This is a genomic window from Bacteroides sp. D55t1_190419_B8, from assembly GCF_015558905.1.
GTDB classification, from domain to species: Bacteria; Bacteroidota; Bacteroidia; order Bacteroidales; family Bacteroidaceae; genus Bacteroides; species Bacteroides vicugnae.
In genome coordinates this window covers 45,007-65,698 of the sequence record NZ_JADMOU010000017.1, presented here as the reverse complement: position 1 = coordinate 65,698, position 20,692 = coordinate 45,007, and the positions used below count along the sequence as shown (strand labels likewise).

The window sequence follows — 20,692 nt, the reverse complement described above, 5'->3', positions numbered from 1 at the left end:
TTAGATACATAATTATTTTTTATCCCACCACAACTTTACATTTCCATAGTCCTTGCCACCAAGAAAATCAGTTACGGCCTTATTTACCTCTGTTGTATTCGTATCATATTCTGTAGACGGAAGCGGAATACGACGAGGACCGGAAGCGTCCACTTGCCCTGAACTGGCATTTGTTCCATACAAGTTAAACAGTTTCGGATACCCGGTCCGACGATATTCGCTCCAAGCCTCCTGACCTTCCGGAAACATAGCGATCCATTTCTGCGTGATAATACGCTCGAGTTTCTTTTCATCACGATCAACAGCATTCCATGCAATAGTAATTGTTGAAGCTGCCACCGCACTACCTGTTGTTCCCGAGGGCGCAGTGAACGGCACAGGTTTATATTCATCACCTCTTGTCAGATAATCACCCAAGGACACTCCCCACTGCTCAAAAGACTTCGTAATACCTGTATTATATAGTCCTTCCATTTCACCGCCCATATTCCAACCATGAAGCCTTCCTTCCGCACGCAAGAAATAAACCTCCGCAGCACACATCCACTGAACGGGTGTCTCTGCAAATATATTCGGAGCCGACAACTTAACGTAATTCGTCTTATTAGTAATATTCACCCCTAATCGTGCCCCATGAAGCTTATCACCAACTTCACCATATTCCGATTCTTGGAAATATTTGGAAAGACGAGGATCATTGTAACCCTTCATTATAGACTCAATATCAGCTCCCATTCGTACATCCTCATAATTATCCCAGCAAATCTTCAAAGGATGAAATACAGAGATCCCGTTTCCCGACTGCAACAGGGCATTTTCCGCATTTTCCGTAATCACTCCATTCTTAACTGCTTCCTCAGCTAACTTTCGTGAAGTTTTTCCATTCACCTCAAATCCCTCCACATAACAGGTACGCATAGCCAAACGCAGTTTTAATGAATTCGCGAATTTCAACCACCTCGTGAAATCACCTCCATATACCAGATCATATTTACTCAAAGGCTTACTTCCCGGATGAACAGCGACATAATCCTGCAATTCCGCTATAGCCTCATCAAGATCTTCGAAAAAAGATTTATAGATATCTTCCTGTGAATCATAAGGAGTTTCCAAGCCCCCGTGTCCAAACTGCAGATAGGGCAAAGGACCATATATATCCGTTATCCGATGCATAGCAGCCACCTTTAATATTTGTGCCACCGCATAAGCTTCCGGAAACTCATCCTTGCCATTATCACGAATTTGTTTCCATGCCGACATCACATTAGTAAATGCGACCTCGAAAGCAACGTCATTCCATTTATCATACCGCAAGTTATAATGGCAAGCAGAATTCGATCCCCACGTACCAATGGGTGTCATGTATCCTGAATGCATATCGCCGCATAAGTTTTGAGCGCGTTGAAATTGATTAGCGTCCACATCACTGGTCGGTATAACATCCATCTGCATAGCCGGAAAGAAATTCCCTATTTTCATCAATCCGACCAGCATATATTCCGGGACCTCTGTAGGATCGGTATTCCACTCTTTATAATTATCCGTACACGATGAAGCAATCAACATAGCCGCTCCTAACGTGCATACCATATGTCTTATTTTTCCTAATCTTTTCATTGTATTATTCCTTTCTGGTTAGTTAATATTGGAATTTCACACTAAACCCGATGCTACGTACACTTGGTTGCATAAAATAGTCAAACCCTTGATAATATGTACCCGTAGAGGCCGATAATTCCGGATCAAAAGGTGCCTTATTATGAAACATGAACAGATTCTTACCAATAAGCGACACTGTTAGATTTTGTATCTGATTGCCAAACCATTTTGTTGGAAATGTATACCCTAAAGTTGCTTCTCTAAGCCGTACATTTGTCATACTATAGACATAATTCGCCAAGACTCCGGTCGCCCCATTACCAAGTACATTATAGTAATCTTTTGCTGTCACACGGCCACTATTAAGATTCACTCCACCATTATCTCGTACTATAGCCGATGTTTTAGAAGTTCCATAGTAATCCATTTTAGCTTGTGTAGCAGACACGCCTACTCCACCGATACGAGCATCAATCAGGAAACTAAGATTAATGCCTTTCCAGCTGAAACTGTTATTCCATCCCCAATTGAATCGTGGTGCCGCACTACCGGCTTTTATCCAGGTATTCGGGTCAGCCTCAATAGCACCCGTATTTGCGTCAACTTTAATGTTGCCTAAATAGTCAATCTTCAACCCAGTTACATAAATATCACTCAGAGTACCTCCCTCTTTCACTATCATTTTATAGCTTCCTTGCGGATTGAAAGGTTCTATCTCTGTAATGGAAATGGGTTCTCCTGTAATTGGATTGGTAGCACCACCGGGTAACAGATAAACAACCTTATTACGATTCATAGTAAAAGTCAGATTCGAGTTCCATTTTACAGGCCCAAGATTAGCGTCAATACCCAAACGCGCTTCAATACCCCAGTTATTTACCTTACCGCCATTCAACATATAGTTGCTATAACCCGTACTCGGCGGCATTGTATAATTAATGAACTGATTGTAAGTATTACTATTATAATAGGTGAAATCAATATTCAACAAATTCTGAAACATTCTCAAGTTCATACCGATTTCAACAGATTTTGTGCGTTCAGGCTTCAGATCCGGATTCAATAATCTGGAGGAAGTGTTGACGATACCATCTTTCACGGTATAGGTGGGCATTGTAATCTGCCGCATCGGCGGATTACCCACTTCACTGTAAGAAGCTCTGAACTTTAAAAAGGAAATATATGCTTTTGACAAATCAAACATCTCACTGACAACTGCAGATACACCTACCGATGGATAAAAGAAACCACTTTTCTCATTATCCGTATTTGCTAAAGTAGAAAACCAGTCATTGCGGGCAGTTAAATCCAGATATGCCCAACTCTTATACCCCAACTGGAAAGTCGCAAAAACAGCTTGATTATTATCTATATATCCCGCTTGTTCAGCCTTGGTATTTGCACCATTTTTACTTATATTGTTAAAAGAGAAAAAGTTGGGAACAGTAGCCAGATGTCCCTCATAGTTCGTCATTTCATAGGTTTGATGATTAAAACTGGCTCCCAAGTTTGCTGTAATTCCCCAATTCTCCCAACGTTTATTAATCTGTGCCATGACATCTCCATAGGTATTCTTATATCCAGACTTCATGTTCATATAATTACCATATTCAGATGCAAACAATTGGTCGGAAGAGGCCGCAATTTTACGTTCATATATATCATTGCTATTGTCTACGCGCATACGGCCAACCACATTCATCCAATCAAAAACTTTATAATTCAAATTAGCCGAGAACATGTAGCGAGATTTATGATTACTCATATTCTCACGATTCACAATCCAATACGGATTTTCTATTGCAAATCCCTGATTACCATAAGGCCAGTATTGCACATCATAATATTTCTCACTATTATAACGTTCATATACCTTATATTTATTCAAATCATCTCCCCTGGGCATGAGGTATAATGCAACAAGTGGGTTATGATATTGCCCCTGCGACATCATATTATTATCATTGGTAATCACATAAGAGGCACTCATATCCAATGTCAACTTATCCTTAATTAATTCAGTCGTATTACGCAATGTAAAATTATACCGGTTATAAGTATTATTAGGTATAATACCACGCGCATTAGTCGATGCTACAGAGAAATAAGTCTGATTGCGGTCATTGCCTGCTGACAAACCTAACGAGTTAGTTTCTGTGAAACCTGTTTGAAAGAAATCTTTAGGTTCCCATGTCGCATCCTTTTTAGCTCCCCAGCTAGCAAACTCACCTTCTAGCGATCCATAAGTCGTCTGAAACTCCGGCATTACCAATGGACTCATGAACTGAGTATCGTTAGAATAATTAATTCTCAACTTCCCCTCTTCTCCTTTTTTTGTTGTAATCAACACAACACCATTGGCACCCTGCGAACCGTAAAGCGCAGCAGCCGCTGCACCTGTCAATACAGACATCGATTCAATATCATCCGGGTTTATACTGGAAATCCCATCACTATCTCCTCCATCTGCATTCTCATAAAAGCTTTTTTCCTGATTAGAACGCATAGAAGCCATAGGAATACCGTCAATTACATACAAGGCATTGTTATCATTTGTGATAGATTTCAAACCGCGCATCACAACACGGGTAGAACCACCAATACCAGACGCACTTTGGTTAATAGTCACCCCGGCAATCTTACCAGCCAGACTATTCATGAAACTAGCATCCTTTACAGTAGTAAGATCAGCAGCTTTCATTTCTTGCACATTATAGGTCAATGATTTCACTTCGCGTTTAATACCCAAAGCGGTAACAACCACCTCATCCAGCACTTCATTATCCGGACGCATGGTTATACTGTAAAAGTCCTTTCCGGAAACAGGTATCAATTGAGTGGCATATCCGATATAAGAGACTTTCAAAGTAGAATTACTCAAAGCAGACATTGAGAAATTTCCATCCAAATCGGTAATGGTACCAGTATTAGTACCCTCTACTGCAACATTGACACCAATCAAAGGTTCTCCCTTCTCATCAACAATTTTTCCTTTCACCGTCTTTGTAGTCTGAGAATTTGTTACCTTTTTTTCAGGAACAATCATAATATACTTATCAGTCAATTTATAAGAAAACCCTGTTCCTTTCAAAATTGTTTTTAGCGCAGTCTCTAACGGTTGGTTTACTATATTCAAAGATAATTGTCGTTTATCTGAAAGTTGTGATTGATTGTAAGCAACGGATAATTTAGACTGTCTTTCGACTTCCGACAATGCCTTTTGTAAAGTGATTTCTGCATTTTTTATAGTAATACGAATATTACTTTGGGCAAATGCTGTTGTTTGTAATATAAACAAACAGCAAATAATTATTGTACTTTTAGCTGTTTTTAGATATAAATTCATATCTTCGTAGCGTTTTTAGTGTTAAACTCATAATATTAATTCCATCAAAAATCTAGTATTTTACATTTTAATACTAAAAAACTTATTTCATATCCGGAACCAGGCGGCATCCTCGTTCCGGATACTTTTTTACATAATGATATATTTTAAGGTTAAACAATCGAGCTTCTTATTCTATTTCACAGTTTTCATATAGCAAACATTTTTATCTATTTTGTAAGTAAACTTTCCAGTCACTTCTTTCATTACCTCCATTATTTCTCCAATATCCGTATTCTTGCTAAAACTAAAGTTATATTCATCTGTTGTAAATAACTTCGTATTATATTGGAAAGTTATGTCAAAACGCCTTTCCAAAGTCAGCAGAATCTCTTCCATTGTACTTCCACGAAATACAATCTGTCCTCTCTGCCAAGCTGTTACATCTTCCAGATCAGCTTCTTCAATTTTACTTTGAGCTGTCTTTCGATTATAAACTACCTGTTGCCCCGGTCTCAAAATATAAGAATGATCCGATTGTTCATAGTTCACTTTTATCTTGCCTTGAATCAAAGTTGCAACAATTTCCGAATCTTCAGGATAAGCAGCTACATTAAATTCTGTTCCCAAGGCAGTTACAGACATATTGGCAGATCGCACAATAAATGGTTTATCCGGATCCTTCTTAACTTTAAAATCGGCTTCTCCTATTAGATAAACAGTACGAGTATCTCCTTTAAATGCATCCGGATAGAGCAATAACGTTCCGGAATTCACATGAACCCGGCTACCATCCGGTAATTCAAACTCATATGTTTTTCCATCAGGAATATATTGCTCAATCATCGCAGCCGTTTCCTCTTTAAAAGTATTCTTTGTTAACCAAAATGTACCGGATACCGTTACAACAAACATTGCGACTGCTGCCGCATATTTCCAGGGAAACAACCGATACCGCTTTTTAGTGCCGGCAGATACTCCGACTTTATCATATACATTCTCTAAAGAAGTCCATGTGCCTGCATCAACTTTGCCTTCTGTTTCTTTCCATAATGTACTCAACGCTATATCTTTCTCATCAGCATGCTCCTCGTCTAACAACCATTGATGTACTTCTTTGGTTACATTCTCGCTATGCTCAGAAGCGGTGAATACATTGATAATTTTTTGAATATAATTCTTCATTTTAGATTTGCCTTATATAATATAGACAACTAGCTAAAACGGACTACTCAACTGAAATAGAAAAAAAATGCGATTAAGATGACTTTTTTTAATTCTTGTAGTGCAAGATAGATGTGGCGTTCCACTGTACGGATAGAAAGTTGTAGTTTATCAGCAATCTCCTGATTACTCATACCGTTTTGCCGGCTCATAGAAAAAACTTTTCTGCGTTGTTCCGGCATATTATCTAAAGTAAGTTTTATCAGAAGTTGTAGTTCTTTTGCATAAAGTTTATCGTATATATCAAATTCAAAAGAAGGAGAATCTTCCTGGGACAATTTCTCCTGATAACTAAGTTCTACGGACTGATGCTTCAAAAAGTTATAAATCTGATTACGAGTCATCGTGTAAATATAACTATCCCATGTCTCTTTGTTTTCCCAGATTTCCGGATTATCCCACAGTTTGACAAATATATCCTGAGCAATATCTTCAGCATCTTCTTCCGAACGTAAAATCTTCCATGCAAAAGCCTTTACCTTCGGAAAAGTAAGAATGAAAAACTGCTCGAATTTTTTCTTCTTTTCTTGTTCACCAATATGTGTCATCAGAGATTTTCGGCTATTATCGTTTTAATACGGAAGTCAAAAGTAGATACTTTTGCACAAAAAAACAAATAATAGGAACATAAAAACGAATTTACCAGCAAACAATAAAGAAATCCCAAATAGTAAGAAACCGTGTCCAAAAGACTCTGAACACGGCTTCTTATTTTTAAGTCAAAACTACGAATAAACTGAAAGGATCAAGGACAAGGTACCTCAGTCATCCATTCTATATCACCACTTCCTTGTTTTACAGCAGTATGACCATGCCCGGTATAATCCTTACACTCATCACTCATGTCATCCAGTTTCCAATATCCTTCCAATCCTTCACTGTCCACTTCTACAAAACAACGATGAAGCGGATTCTTTAATTCGGAAGATGTCAATGCCCTTGTCCAGAAACGTGCCTCGCTCACAGAACCTTTCAAATAGAAACCGTTTTGTACTCCCGGTGCAGCTCCGATGTAGAACTTATCCGACAATGAAATCGGATTTGCATATTCAGCCTGCACAAACAAAATTCCATCAATATACAAAGACAAGGTATTATTCTCAAACACTCCGGCTACATGATACCAAGCATTCTTTTCGAGCGTATATCCCAACTTACCGGCATAGACAGACCACCCTTTCGTCGCAAACATAAAGACAGGCACATCTCCTTCACCACCTACACGGTCAGGAGTTCCGTCTACAAAAATCCATGTACCTTTCTCTGCATTCTCTCCTACAGGGAAACCTATGATACTCATCAGATTACCTCCATAGTATTTAGGGAATTCCCATAAACTTACTCTTGTCTCGATAGTAAATGCACTCATATTCTGAAATCTGCTGACATCATTATCCTTAAAGTTTATCTTAAAATAATTCTGTCCGTTCAGTTTAGGAACATTTACAAGTAACTTTCTATTGACTATCACATACAAAACATCACTTCCCGGCAAACTAGGATAATCCTTATTTTTACTAACCAATTTTACTGGTAACAAAAAATTAACGCCTTTCTGTATGGCATCTATGTCCTTTACTACCAGTTTTACTGCTTCGGAACGATATTTTCCGCTTTCCACCCACACAGAACTGCTTGACAACACACAAGCACCTTCCGGCAGAGTCTTGTAAGACTCTCCATGATCACTATTATAGCGTTCCACCAACGAATTGTCAATCATCAATTCACCTTCGATATTTGAATTTGCAATCAACGAACTGGAAATCGTTATTCCCAGTTCATCGTTATTGTTCGTTGCAGAAAAAGTCGTTATAGGAGTTTTTTCAGCAGCAGTGATATACACAGCTTCCACATCTACGCTTTCATTGCAGGACGTTCCTATAAAGGCAAGGCATGAAAGGCACACAACAGCCAATATATTTTTTGTGAATAAATTCTTCATTTCTTTACAACTTTATAATTGTTATTCTTCGACTTCAACCTCTTCTCCATCTGTTTTATCTTCCAGTGTTTTACCAGCAGGATTCATAATCTGAATCGCTTGGCGTGCATAATAGTAATTATTAGGTGGCACAGGCAAATTCAAATGGTTTCCTTCAGCATATCCGAACTGCAACACATACGCACCGCAACCTGCCACGTTTTTAGGACTTTCAGCAGCATAATGAGCCATTCCCCATAAACTTGGAATATATTCATTGTCATATCTATAATTCACTCCACCTTGTCCAAACGCATTGCCAACCTGACTCACCCATTCACAAAAGATCCTCTTTTCATTCGGAAATCCTTTCCCATAATCTTGCCATCCATCCTGACATCTGTTATTCAGTGAAGATTCGGAACTAGCATTATATGCCTGACCGATAAAATAATCAAAACGGTCCGCATATTCAGCGTCATTCCACTGTCCGTCAACAACCAACAATTTATGTTTACCATTCACATTATATTGCTCATCACACTTAGGCCCCAAATATTTACTCATCACATCAATGAAAGTACGCATCATTTCTGTGGTATAACTATCTCCGCCGAAACTTGGTTCATAATCCAAATCAAATCCGTCCAATCCCCATGTATAAATAGAATCAACCAGATTCTCAGCATATACTATCATCGAATCCAAGTCCTCTCTCCCTTCTCCAGTCGTAGCAAAATATTTGTCCGGCCACATTGTCAACAACACTTTGGTACCTCTGCGCTCTTGAAGGAATTTCACATCCTCCCGATTCTGTTTATTATTCACATATCCCGTAAAGAATGAGACAATATCAAGACTGTCCGGGATACCTCTTAACCGGGTCTGCATGGAAGAAGTAGCAGGACTATAGTTCATCCATGCAAAGAAAATCTTATGTTTCGAGTTCTTGTAGGCAATCAACGCAGCCTCTTCTTCCGGCGTCAATTCCTTATATTTCATTTCCGGCAAAATAGTCGGTTCAGCTTCTATCCAATCGCTACATCCGATAATCTGGGTCACCATAAACAGGCAACACAGAAATTTTATTATCCGATCGTTTTTCATATCCATATAAAACTATTAAGATTATACACTATATTTTTAATTCTGATAAGGTTTATCATTTCTTTTATCCCACCAAAGTTTCGTTCCACCATTATCTGCACCATCGAGCAATTCAGAATTATTCACGGCTTCCTGATACAAATCGGGATAATCTTTCGACAAGTTGGTAGGATAAGGCAATCTTGCCACTTGTTTCTTAGAGTCGATAAGCCCGCCACTATTATTTCTGGCTACCCGAATCACTCTCGGACATCCCGTTCTTCTGAATTCGCTCCATGCTTCTTGTCCGTCAGGGAACAGAGCAATCCACTTTTGAGTAATGATTTTCTCCAACTTTTCATCAAAGCCAGTGGCATCCGCCCAATTCACTGACACTTGTCCCGTACTACTGTCACTATAACTGGAGTTCTTCGGATCAACATAGCCTTTCGGCAAAGTAGTCCGTTTTATGTATGCACTCGCGTCTCCCGCTTTTGCTTGAGTAGCCCCCAAAGGTTGGGAGAAAGCAGTTGCAATTCCATTTTCATACAATGTTTCTGCATCGCCTCCCGCATTCCATCCACGCAAAGCAGCTTCCGCACGCAGAAAATAAACTTCTGCAGCATTCATAAACTGGATAGGCGTACTTGAAGAGACATTTAGATTAGAGAACACCTTATAGTCATTTCCATTGAACATACTACCACATCTGATTCCGTTATATTCTTTAAATCCGGAAACTTCCGATTTGGCAAACCAAATATCCAGACGAGGATCCTCATACCCTTTTAAGTAACCCTCCATGGTTGCCCCCAAACGACTGTCGTTATAAGTATAACAAATCATATACAAAGGATTGACTGTTGCAGAACCATCCACTTTTAACATGGCATTATCCTCATTATCTATAAACACGCCATCTCTTATCGCTTCTTCTGCTTTCTGTTGAGCCATCGTTTGATTCACATACACGATACGAAGAGCCAGACGCAACTTTAAAGAATTGGCAAACTTTACCCATTTTTCAAAATCACCGCCATAAATCTTATCATAACTCACCAATGGTTTGGCACCAGGATTATCTTTGATAAATTCTTTCAATATCCCGATTGCTTCATCCAGTTCACTAAAGAACTGTTCATAAATGACTTGTTGTGAAGTGAACGGAACATTAGAAGCTGGTGCGAAATCCTTATAAGGGACCGGACCATACATATCCGTGATACGGTGCATACCGAATACTTTCAGAATCTGTCCCACCGCAAATGTGGAAGGATTGACATTTCTCTTGGTATAAAGAGTATACCAAGGAGTCATATAATTCTGATAAGCCACAGTATAAGCAGCCGCACACCAGTCAGAATACATGTCATACGTCGTATTATTCCTTCCGTTACTATCAAACATGTTGGAAGCTCCCTGATGTCCGGAAAAGATATCTCCGGCAAGGCTAAACATTTTCTGATAGTTATTGACATCTATATTCTGATCTTTTGTAATACATGGATACATCTGATACTGCATTTGCGTTATCATTGATCCCGTACCCAGGTTATCATACCCTAACTCTTCTTCCGTTACGGCATTGGGATCGGTATTTGTCTCCATGAAATCTCCCGTACAAGCCCCCAACATCCACAAAGAACAAGCAGAAACCAGAAGCAGACTTTTGCCGAAATATCTATTATTTAGTATCATTTTCATCTGTTTGTTAATTTAGTTATAATGTAAATTTAAGACTCACACCGAAGCTTCTCAAGCTCGGCATCAGGAAGTAATCGATACCTTGATAGAAAGTACCCACCGAAGAGGTCAGTTGCGGGTCGAAAGGAGCCTTATTATAAATCATAAACAAATTACGTCCGGTTACGGACAGAGTCAAATCTTTCACAAAGTTCTTGAACAATGGTTTGAAACGATAAGAAAGCGAAGCTTCCCTCAAACGTATATTGGTAGCATCATATACATAATTGGACAATACGCCTGTACCTGCTCCCATTTGAGTATAGTAGGTTTCCGCATCCATCAGCACTCCGTTTACAAGCACACCACCATTGTCACGTGCCTTTGCACTTTGTTCGGATGCACCGAAAGAATCCAGAACAGCTTGTGTTGCAGAAACTACTTTTCCGCCAATCCGGGCGTCAATCAAGAAGGAAAGAGTAAACCCTTTATAACTGAACACATTGTTAAATCCCAAAGAACAATCCGGATTGGTATTTCCCGCATAAATAAGGTTTTCATTGTCCACCATCATGCTCAAAGTATTTGGATTCACATATACATATCCATTTCCGTCTTTCTTCACCGAATTGACATATATATCACCGATAGAACCGCCTTCATCGATATAGTTCCGGAATGAATATGAAAGGCCACCCATGTCAAAATGCGAAACATCCATATTGGCTCCGGTGAACGGATTAGGAATATTTCTCACCAATTCCACAATCTTATTTTTATTGTATGTAACAGTAAGTTTAGGCGAATAATTAAACTCTCCAAACGTCAGGTCGGCATCAATAGAAGCCTCAAGACCTTTATTGTTTACTTTACCGGCATTCACATAGAAGTTGGCATAACCGCTACTTTCCGGTGCTCTGAATTTGAACAACTGGTCGTAGGTGTTAGCATTATAATAGGTGATGTCTAATCCCAGTTTGTTATTCAGGAAGCGGGCATTCAAACCAATTTCAAACGATTGTGTCTTTTCAAATTTCAGGTTATCGATAGGCAGGTCAGGATTAATACTTACACCACCGCCCGGACTAATCGGATAAGACGGAATCGTGATTCCTGCAAGTGACATCGGCACATTTCCTACCTTGGCATACGACAGGCGAAGCTTGGAGAACGTCAATATTTTCTCCGGAACTTTAAAGAACTCTGTCAATACAAAAGACATACCTACCGACGGGTAGAAGAAACTCTTGTTCTTGGTATTGGCTAACAATGAAGTCCATTCGTTACGTCCGGTTACATCAAGGAATATTTTTCTTTTCCAATCCACAGAAGCACTGAAGAACACAGCTTGCGACTTCATCGTTTTACCTTCCTGATATTGGGGTTCCGGAGTCAGGTTGTTCAATGTAAACTTATTGGCTACACTGGCAAGAGGTGCTCCGAATTCCAGTTTGTTAGAATTGGCCGTATAATCGAATGACGCATTCTTAAAGCTGGCACCCGCATTGACTACAAATCCCCAGTCTGATACCGTTTTCTGGAAATTGGCAATCACATCCCCATAATCCTGGATATTCTTTTCCGTCGCCAACAAGTACGAACCTTTATCCGAACTGGAAGCCAGCAACAACAATGTAGAAGCATAATTCTTGATTTCATTCTTCTTGTTATCGCGGTCCGTACGGAAACGGGCACTGATGTTAAACCATTCATTGAACGTATATTTCAAACTTCCTCCAATAATGAAACGCTCATTATGGTTAATGTTGAAATTGCGGTGCGTAATCCAATACGGATTCTGGATACTTCTCTTTTGGTCGCCATAAGGCCAAAACTGAACTGGGAATCCTCTGTCCGCACTGTAACGCTCGTAAGATTTATACTTATCTATATTATCACCGCGAGGAAACAGATAGATCGGTACAATCGGATTATAATAGTCACCCTGCGAAAGCATATTCTGTGCTTTCTTGTTCGTATACATAAAAGTAGCTCCCAAAGAAAGTTTGTCCGTAATGGTATATGTACCATTATAGGAAACGTTGTAGCGGTCGAGGTTGTTGTTATGGACTACCCCACGGGCATTATAAGAAGAAAGAGAAATATAGGATTTATGATTCTCCGTTCCCAACTGTGCCCCGATGCTGTTGGAGAAACTCATGCCTGTGTCAAAGAAATCTGCCGGATCATAATTCGCAGGAGTCTCCAGCTTCGGTCCCCAACTGGAAAATTCATCCGTACGGCTTCCGTACGTATTTTGCAACTTCGGCAAGAGAAGCGGTTGGTAGAAATCGGAATAATGGGAGAATGAAATACGAGGCTTTCCGTCTTTCAGTCCTCCTTGCTTGGAAGTCAACATGATTACTCCATTAGCAGCCTGACCACCATAGAGAGCGGCTGCCGAAGGTCCTGTCAACACAGTCACTTCCGCAATATCCTCCATATTGATATTGGAGATACCGTCACCTTCGTCCACTCCTCCATACTGCGCATTAGAGGTAGCCCCTCTCCGCGGGAAAAGGTCAGGAAGCGGTATACCGTCCAACACATACAATGCATTATTGTTTCCTTCCGCATTTACAGACTTGCTACCACGCATCACCACCTTTGTGGACCCACCGATACCGGAAGCTCCCTGGCTAATTGTGACACCTGCCACCTTACCGTTCAACGCATTCGGAACACTAGCTTCTTTGACAGACATAAACTGTGCATCGCCCAGTTTCTGCACATTATAACTCAACGCCTTATCCGAACGTTTGATACCCAATGCAGTGACAACGACTTCATCAAGCACTGCATTGTCTTCTTGAAGTACAATATTCAAAGTTGCATTTCCCGTAATTGTTACATTTTGAACCGTATATCCCACATAAGAAAATTCAAGGACATCCCCTTTCTTCGTCCTAATCGTAAAATTACCGTCAATATCTGTAATTGTACCGATATTTGAACCCTTTACTTTTACATTTACTCCAATAAGAGGTTCGCCATTCACATCCTTTACTATACCTTTTACCGGAATAGTCGCATCTTCCATTGTTTTTTGCACGAAAGGTTTTGCGGAAAGAATAATCTGTTTATCCACCACCGTATAAGATATAGAAGTACCCCGGAATATTTCATCCAGAATGTCCTGTATCTTGCCGGAATTATTATTCACTGAAACAATGCGGTTCTTCTGAATCGCCTTATCATTATAAAGGAACACATAATCCGAACTTTCCTCTATCTTATTCAGTACCTGTTCAATAGATACATTATTCATCGAAATGACTCCCCGTATACGTTGGGCATAGCCATTTGCTGCAGAAAGTTGCAACACGACTGCAAAAAGTAATGTTAGACTAATCCTCATAACTAAAGGAAGTTTTAGATTTAAAGCATATTTAAAGCATAATGCAATAAATGAATGATTTTTTTTCATACATTTGTAGCTGACTAAAGTTTATTACTAAATGAACTAAGGTGTTGATTCCGGTTAGCGTTTGCGAGACCCTGTACCGTGAATCTTAGATTTGGGAGAAGACAGCCGTTGGTAGCGGCCCTCCTCCCTTTTTTGATTATCAATATGTGTTATATCATAGGCTATTTGTTTTTTCAGATGATTACTAATATAAATCTACTATTATTTTCGTCTTTGTAAATGTATCATCTTCCCGTTGTTCGGGAGTCAAAATTTTCCATTTCAGGTTTGCCGACTTAGCTAAATAATCTAATATCTGCGTCAATGTTTCCGTTCTGAAAGTGGCCCGATAGCTATACTCCTTTCCCAAATGATTATTAAATTCAATATCTACATTGAAATGGCGTTCCAGACGCTTGATAATTTCTTCCAACGAAGCATTTCGGAATATCAACTTTCCATCCTTCCAAGCCACCTTCCCATAAACATCCACTTGGTTTTTCTGCACCTGACGGGTTTGTTTGTCATAAACCAACTGTTCACCGGGAAACAATGTAATCGTTTTTTGTCCGGGAGGCAGTACGTTGACTTTACCTTTTTCCAATACAGTTTCTATGTAGTTATCGTCCTCATAAGCTGTCACGTTAAATTGGGTACCATACACATATACGCTCAATCCACTCGGCGTATTCACATAAAACGGACGCTCCGGTTCTGCCTCCACTTGAAAATAAGCCTCACCAGTCAGTTCCACATTGCGGTTGTCTTTTTTGAAAACAGTAGGATAACGCAACTTACTACCTGAATTGAGCCAGACAACAGAATGATCCGGAAGTTCATAACGCACCACCGTTCCCATGGTAGAAGTAACTTCTGCGTATCTTATTTCTTCTTCCGGCTCTGCAAAATATAAATATCCCAAAATCAATGAAGCCAATAGCAACGGGATGGCCAGAAATGCAGCACAACGTATCAGTTGATTGTGCAGTCTCGTCCTTTTCAGCCCTCTAATCCTCATTTGAGACTGTCGATAAGCAGTTAATGCATCAATCGACTCCATTTCTCTAATATCATCACCCAAAGCTTTCGCCTTGCGGAATGATGCCTCCAGTTCTTTACTATCCATATTTCCTTTTTATAATTGCAACTACATAAATAATACAACCGACTCATTGAAAAGGGACACAAAAACCAATAATTGTTCACAAACTTGAGAAAAAACATCCGCCGGATCTTTTTTGTCGCACATAGAAAAAACTGCAGATGTTTTCCGTTTCATTGGTGTTACAAATTATATCGCTCCGACATATTCAAATCTCACTACATTTACAGAAGGATATGATGCATTTGGCTGTAAAATCAATACACCCTCAATAGTGTATATTCCAGTACCCTCATCATATTTTACAGTAAATGAACCAGGATCGTCAGAATCTAAATTCCGATAACTTCCACCACCCGATATTGTCACATAGGCACTACTCATCTGGTCTTTTGAATATTCTCCCGGCTTCAATTCCGTTGATTTCAAGGTCACCTGTACGCTATTACCGTTATCATCTCTTAATATTAACATCAAATTGCCAAATTGGTATTTAACCGCCCTAGTCAATGTCAAATGAGCATCCGCAGCAGGCATCGTTTTAGTATCCACATTTGCATTTTCACTAAGATTCTTCAAGTTACTTTCCCAAAAAGAAATTTGTTCACCAGTCATTATGGCTTCAAGAATCTGAACTTCTCCCTCTTCTGTCACTTGATTGCCGCAATGGAGCATATAACCATTCTCATATACCATAGTCTTTAATTTCAATGAAGACAAATGATTGTTATTACAGTACAATTCCTTCAGTTTTCCACTTCCCCCCACAGATAAATCAGTCAATTCATTATGACTGCAATCAAGTTTAGCAAGCTGGGACCATACAACATTTAATGTAGTCAATTCATTTCTACCAATTTTAAAAACTTCCAATCCTGTAAATTCAGTTAATCCATTCACACTTTTTATTTTGACTCCATTCACCCCACCGGTAATATCAATAGCTTTTACTGCCGACGCTTCATCAGGGGAAAGTACACCGTTACCATTCGTGTCCCACTTCGGATAAGTAACTCCGTCTATTTCCTGTTCTGTATCCATTCTGGATTGACAATAAGCTTTCAATGCAGGGTCAGTTATTCTTTCAAGCACATCATTTCTTATCATAAATGTAGCTACGATTACTACATCCTCCATAGGCATAATGAATGTGGAAGGATTTGCCTGCACATTCTCAATTACAGTATTACCGACTCTTATTTTCCATTCTTTAAATAAAAAGCCTTCAGCAGGAGTAGCCGTAACAGTGATAGCTTCTCCCGCTACGGCAATTTCCTTATCAGCTGTTGCAATGGCACCACCATAACCGGCAAATGCAGTAATAGAATGAACCGTTTTGTCTTCATCTTCTCCACACGAAAAGAATACAGCACAAACTACAGCCATAAATAAAAAACTCAATCGTTTCATGTTTTTCAATTTTTGTTGATTAATAAATTTATTACTAAATGATTCAATGTTACCAACAAACTCCTCTTGTTTCACTAAGGCGGTGAATTATCCTCACTTATCCACATTCATACTAATGATAAACTCACTTTTGATTCCTGTCAGCGTTTGCGAGACCCCGGACTATGAATCTAAAAACAAAAGAAGAAGATTGTTAATTAAGGTTCGTAGTGTAATTCAATTGAAATATATATTCCATAGGCTATTATTTTAAGTTCAACAACATTAATAATACAAACAAGATTCCCAAAAAGGACAGAGAAATCAAACTTTTTTTTATTTTTTCCCGAATCCAGTTAAAATGAGGCGATAATATCAACTGAAAACCCAAAAAAGAACAGGAAATTAGGTTTAACCAACCATCTTTTATTATATATTTGCATTGAAATGAAAAAACACAGAATCCTAAAATAATGAAAATATCTTTTTCCAAACAGACTAAAGAACGGGCTTTCAAGCAACTTTATGAGGAGTATTACGCCCCTTTCTGCCTGTATGCAAAAAGATTCATTGACAATTTGGATACACGAAAGGATATCGTTTCAGATGTATTCGCTTCATTATGGGACAAGATGGATACCGATTCTTTCGACCTACAATCGGACACTGCATTAGCTTACATCAAAATGTGCGTAAAAAATAGCTGCCTGAATTTCCTGAAACATCAGGAATATGAATGGAGCTATGCGGAAAATATACAGAAAAAAGCTCCTGTCTATGAAACAGAACCGGATAGTGTATATACTCTTGACGAACTGTACAGAATGTTGTATGAAACATTGGACAAACTTCCGGAGAACTACCGTACAGTATTTATAAAAAGCTTCTTTGAAGGCAAAACGCATGTAGAAATTGCAGAAGAGATGAATCTCAGTGTGAAATCTATCAACCGTTACAAGCAAAAGACAATGGAACTTTTGCGCAATGAACTGAAAGACTATCTGCCATTGTTACTTTTGTTATTCCATCGCGCATAACAGCCACTTCTTATCAACACATACAAACTATTACTTGTCCGTTCGGAAAGTATTAATAGTAAAGTTGTTATTGCCTAATAGCAAACTTCCAATCCTTTATATATAAAGTAGCTTTCGACTAATCATAAACTATAAATGCAAGCTTCGTTTTTATAATCAAAGGTTGCATTTATAAAAATGAAACTTGCAATTATATAATCAAAGCTTGCAATTATAGTTTATAATAGATGAAAAGCAAGTTTACAATTAATCCAAAACAAGTTTATCTATAATGAAGAATAACTTTGCTATTAATGATTCAGGCGTAAAATAGCAGTAGATTGTTATACAACTACTATGAGAAATAACGAGAATGAGTATGAGAAATGCCTATCTTTAGGGATAAATCACAGGAAAAGTATGAGAAATGCCAACTTTTAAAAGTATTTCTCATATTCTATTACATTATGTTTCAACAGGTTGACTTATATTCATGAGAATATGAGAAATAGAATTGCCAAATCATTTATGGGAGGCTGAATTCAAGTTGTAAATGCGACACCTCCTTATTTTACAAGTTCACTAGTTTTACCGGAAACCTCAACTACATTATTGCATCATCATGTAGTTCTATGGATGAGAACTGATGCGAATGGGAAAGGTATGATGCTGCCAAAGCGCGACATCCGACACGATCTATTTTGCCGTTTTCCGTCTGTGGAATAGATTCTGTAATAAAAATATGTTTGGGACGATAATATGGTTCCAATGTTGTCTGCAACTTATTTTCTATCTCTCTTGTGTCCAATTGTCCCACTATCAACAAAGTCACAGCCTGCCCTAAACGCGGGTCGGGAACAGAAGTGATGACAAATGGCACAGGAATAAACGGCCGGAGCAACTTCTCCAGTTCTTCCGCCTGAATCTTAATCCCTCCGCTATTGATTACATTATCTTTTCGCCCCAGAATCATAAAACTTCCATCGGGATAGATACGTGCAATGTCATTGGTCTGCAATGTTTCGTCACATACCAAAGGAGCATCGATGACTAATGTATTCTCTGCGGATAAAGACAATTTTACTGAAGGAAATGGATAATAATGTTCTGAAGCCGATGCTCCATTCAAACGACGAAGGGCAATATGCGACAAGGTTTCGGTCATGCCATAAGTGGAGTAAACCGCCGTCGGAAGATGTTTGATCTCCGTTTCCAGAGCCTCATCGACGGCTCCGCCTCCTATAATCAGAATATCCGTTTGTTTTAATCGCTCTTTTTCTTCGGGAACCTGCAATGTGTTATAAACTTGCAATGGAACCATTGCAACAAATCTCAAAGATTCTTTTATATCAGCCATTGGATGACCGGAAGCGGGACGAACAAGCAGGTTCAAACCTGCGACCAAAGAACGTACCACTACCATCATGGCACCGATATAACGAAGGTTCATACATAATAATGCCGACTCACCTTTCTTCAAATTCAGAAACTCACAGGTCAGGCGCGCACTTTGCATCATCCGGTCCTTACGTACCATCAGTTCTTTAGGTGTACCCGTAGAGCCTGATGTATGAACCGTAATGACCGGAGAATCATTGAACCATTCGTTCAGGAAAAGATATAAATCCCAATAAGCAGGAGAATGAGCTTCCGCTCCTCCTGCTATCAATTGACGTATATCTTCAGAAGTGTATTCTTTTCCGTCCAGTAACAGACATTGTTGTTGTCGGTTGAATATCATCACAATATCCTTTAAATATCATCCTTTAAATATTATCCTTTGCAAAACCACAAGCAATCTTTTCTTATTTCAAGGGGCACTTCCACATTATCCGTAAAAAGCAATCCTGTCCCCAATCCCTGTGGCAACGGATTATTGAATGTTGCACACCACTGTGCAATAGCGTTCAAACCGATGTTTGATTCCAGAGCGGAAGTGACCCACCAGCCGATATGTCGCTTTTCAGCTTCGATAATCCATTCGTCCCCTCCGCACATTCCTCCGTGAAGGGAAGGTTTAATAACAATATATTGCGGACGGATGGTTGAAAGCAGTTCTTGTTTTCTTTCCAACGTGTTGTACCCTATCAATTCTTCATCCAAAGCTATCGGTAATGGAGATGCGGAAGTAAGGCGTGCCATTTCCTCCCATTGTCCGGCACGGATCGGCTGTTCTATAGAGTGCAGATCAAGTTCGGACAGACGCTTCAGCTTTTCCATGGCATCAACCGGAGAAAAAGCACCATTCGCATCTACACGCAACTCTATTTCCTTAGAGGAGAAATGTGAACGGATATAACGTAGCAATGCCAACTCTTCTTCAAAGTTGATAGCACCAATCTTTAGTTTGATACAACGGAATCCGGCTTCCATCTTTTTCTCAATCTGGGATAACATACAATCATAATCTCCCATCCAGATAAGACCGTTGATGGGAATCCCCATCTCTCCACGTGAGAAAGCCGTATCACATAAAGCCCAATTTCCTGCAAAGAAATGCCGGATGGCCGTTTCCAGACCAAATAAAATGGAAGGATAGTCGCACAAACCATCCATATCCAATATTCCTTGTTCTCTCTCCACTTGCCGGCAAACTTTCATTAATATATCTTCGTAATCAGGAAGATCATCGCAACTCAAAGCGGGCAAAGGTGCACACTCTCCTATTCCCACTCTGCCCGGAAAGTCTGGAGAGGTGAAATGAAGATACCAGACTTTACGCGTAGTATATGTTCCCCGGGAAGTCCCTGCCGGTTGCTTGAAATGAAGCAACCGGGGAATGATTTCTATTTTACAGTTCATTGTGAATAAATTCTCTATTCACCACAGAGTAACATAGAGCCCCACGAAGTTTTAGTAATCAGATCTCTTGCAGTTCTCCTGCAGCTCTCTTACAGTTCTGCTTTGCAGAAAAAATAAACTCTGTGTTACTCTGTAG

Annotated in this window: 13 protein-coding genes; 1 reads left to right on the top strand and 12 read right to left on the bottom strand. The window is 39.3% G+C overall.

From position 1 onward, the window contains the following. Positions 1-12: 12 nt before the first annotated feature. From I2I13_RS15040 to I2I13_RS14995, 10 genes are all read right to left on the bottom strand, one after another. A complete protein-coding gene (locus tag I2I13_RS15040; protein WP_148365966.1) occupies positions 13-1,617 on the bottom strand; it encodes a RagB/SusD family nutrient uptake outer membrane protein in 1,605 nt (534 codons plus the stop codon). 22 nt (positions 1,618-1,639) lie between these two features. Then, positions 1,640-4,945 (bottom strand): TonB-dependent receptor, encoded by a 3,306-nt coding sequence (locus I2I13_RS15035; RefSeq protein ID WP_195649873.1) that lies wholly within the window; start codon positions 4,943-4,945, stop codon positions 1,640-1,642. A 174-nt stretch (positions 4,946-5,119) separates the two neighbouring features. After that, the gene (locus tag I2I13_RS15030) at positions 5,120-6,109 is read right to left on the bottom strand and encodes a FecR family protein (RefSeq protein WP_195649872.1); all 990 of its coding nucleotides are present in this window, start codon (positions 6,107-6,109) and stop codon (positions 5,120-5,122) included. A gap of 47 nt (positions 6,110-6,156) precedes the next feature. Further along, a complete protein-coding gene (locus I2I13_RS15025; RefSeq protein WP_148365960.1) occupies positions 6,157-6,696 on the bottom strand; it encodes an RNA polymerase sigma-70 factor in 540 nt (179 codons plus the stop codon). Between the two features lie 197 nt (positions 6,697-6,893). Further along, positions 6,894-8,093, bottom strand: a complete 1,200-nt coding sequence (locus I2I13_RS15020) for a DUF1735 and LamG domain-containing protein (RefSeq protein WP_195649871.1) — start codon at positions 8,091-8,093, stop codon at positions 6,894-6,896. 21 nt (positions 8,094-8,114) lie between these two features. Continuing rightward, the gene (locus I2I13_RS15015; RefSeq protein WP_195649870.1) at positions 8,115-9,185 is read right to left on the bottom strand and encodes a glycoside hydrolase family 18; all 1,071 of its coding nucleotides are present in this window, start codon (positions 9,183-9,185) and stop codon (positions 8,115-8,117) included. A gap of 30 nt (positions 9,186-9,215) precedes the next feature. Then, positions 9,216-10,856 (bottom strand): SusD/RagB family nutrient-binding outer membrane lipoprotein, encoded by a 1,641-nt coding sequence (locus I2I13_RS15010; protein ID WP_195649902.1) that lies wholly within the window; start codon positions 10,854-10,856, stop codon positions 9,216-9,218. Positions 10,857-10,878: 22 nt separating this feature from the next. Continuing rightward, on the bottom strand, positions 10,879-14,199 hold the full coding sequence (locus tag I2I13_RS15005; protein WP_195649869.1) for a SusC/RagA family TonB-linked outer membrane protein: 3,321 nt from the start codon (positions 14,197-14,199) through the stop codon (positions 10,879-10,881). A gap of 253 nt (positions 14,200-14,452) precedes the next feature. Beyond that, positions 14,453-15,373 carry a FecR family protein gene (locus I2I13_RS15000; protein WP_195649868.1) on the bottom strand — a complete coding sequence of 307 codons (921 nt, stop codon included), beginning with the start codon at positions 15,371-15,373 and terminating at the stop codon, positions 14,453-14,455. A gap of 165 nt (positions 15,374-15,538) precedes the next feature. Beyond that, positions 15,539-16,759: a leucine-rich repeat domain-containing protein gene (locus I2I13_RS14995; RefSeq protein WP_229128649.1), complete on the bottom strand. Its 1,221-nt coding sequence runs from the start codon at positions 16,757-16,759 to the stop codon at positions 15,539-15,541. A gap of 452 nt (positions 16,760-17,211) precedes the next feature. On the opposite strand from I2I13_RS14995, the gene I2I13_RS14990 reads away from it, so the two are divergent. Further along, a complete protein-coding gene (locus I2I13_RS14990; protein WP_195649866.1) occupies positions 17,212-17,775 on the top strand; it encodes an RNA polymerase sigma-70 factor in 564 nt (187 codons plus the stop codon). A 583-nt stretch (positions 17,776-18,358) separates the two neighbouring features. Here the strand turns inward: I2I13_RS14990 and I2I13_RS14985 are convergent. After that, positions 18,359-19,495 (bottom strand): AMP-binding protein, encoded by a 1,137-nt coding sequence (locus I2I13_RS14985; protein WP_195649865.1) that lies wholly within the window; start codon positions 19,493-19,495, stop codon positions 18,359-18,361. 32 nt (positions 19,496-19,527) lie between these two features. Further along, positions 19,528-20,556 (bottom strand): o-succinylbenzoate synthase, encoded by a 1,029-nt coding sequence (locus I2I13_RS14980; RefSeq protein WP_195649864.1) that lies wholly within the window; start codon positions 20,554-20,556, stop codon positions 19,528-19,530. Between the last annotated feature and the right edge of the window lie 136 nt (positions 20,557-20,692).

Bases quoted from the DNA above. Each gene is read 5' to 3' on its own strand.
- I2I13_RS14995 (WP_229128649.1), bottom strand. From the start codon at position 16,759: ATGAAACGATTGAGTTTTTTATTTATGGCTGTAGTTTGTGCTGTATTC.
- I2I13_RS14985 (WP_195649865.1), bottom strand. From the start codon at position 19,495: ATGATATTCAACCGACAACAACAATGTCTGTTACTGGACGGAAAAGAA.
- I2I13_RS15015 (WP_195649870.1), bottom strand. From the start codon at position 9,185: ATGGATATGAAAAACGATCGGATAATAAAATTTCTGTGTTGCCTGTTT.
- I2I13_RS15025 (WP_148365960.1), bottom strand. From the start codon at position 6,696: ATGACACATATTGGTGAACAAGAAAAGAAGAAAAAATTCGAGCAGTTT.
- I2I13_RS15030 (WP_195649872.1), bottom strand. From the start codon at position 6,109: ATGAAGAATTATATTCAAAAAATTATCAATGTATTCACCGCTTCTGAG.
- I2I13_RS14990 (WP_195649866.1), top strand. From the start codon at position 17,212: ATGAAAATATCTTTTTCCAAACAGACTAAAGAACGGGCTTTCAAGCAA.
- I2I13_RS15035 (WP_195649873.1), bottom strand. From the start codon at position 4,945: ATGAATTTATATCTAAAAACAGCTAAAAGTACAATAATTATTTGCTGT.
- I2I13_RS15005 (WP_195649869.1), bottom strand. From the start codon at position 14,199: ATGAGGATTAGTCTAACATTACTTTTTGCAGTCGTGTTGCAACTTTCT.
- I2I13_RS15010 (WP_195649902.1), bottom strand. From the start codon at position 10,856: ATGATACTAAATAATAGATATTTCGGCAAAAGTCTGCTTCTGGTTTCT.
- I2I13_RS14980 (WP_195649864.1), bottom strand. From the start codon at position 20,556: ATGAACTGTAAAATAGAAATCATTCCCCGGTTGCTTCATTTCAAGCAA.
- I2I13_RS15000 (WP_195649868.1), bottom strand. From the start codon at position 15,373: ATGGATAGTAAAGAACTGGAGGCATCATTCCGCAAGGCGAAAGCTTTG.
- I2I13_RS15020 (WP_195649871.1), bottom strand. From the start codon at position 8,093: ATGAAGAATTTATTCACAAAAAATATATTGGCTGTTGTGTGCCTTTCA.
- I2I13_RS15040 (WP_148365966.1), bottom strand. From the start codon at position 1,617: ATGAAAAGATTAGGAAAAATAAGACATATGGTATGCACGTTAGGAGCG.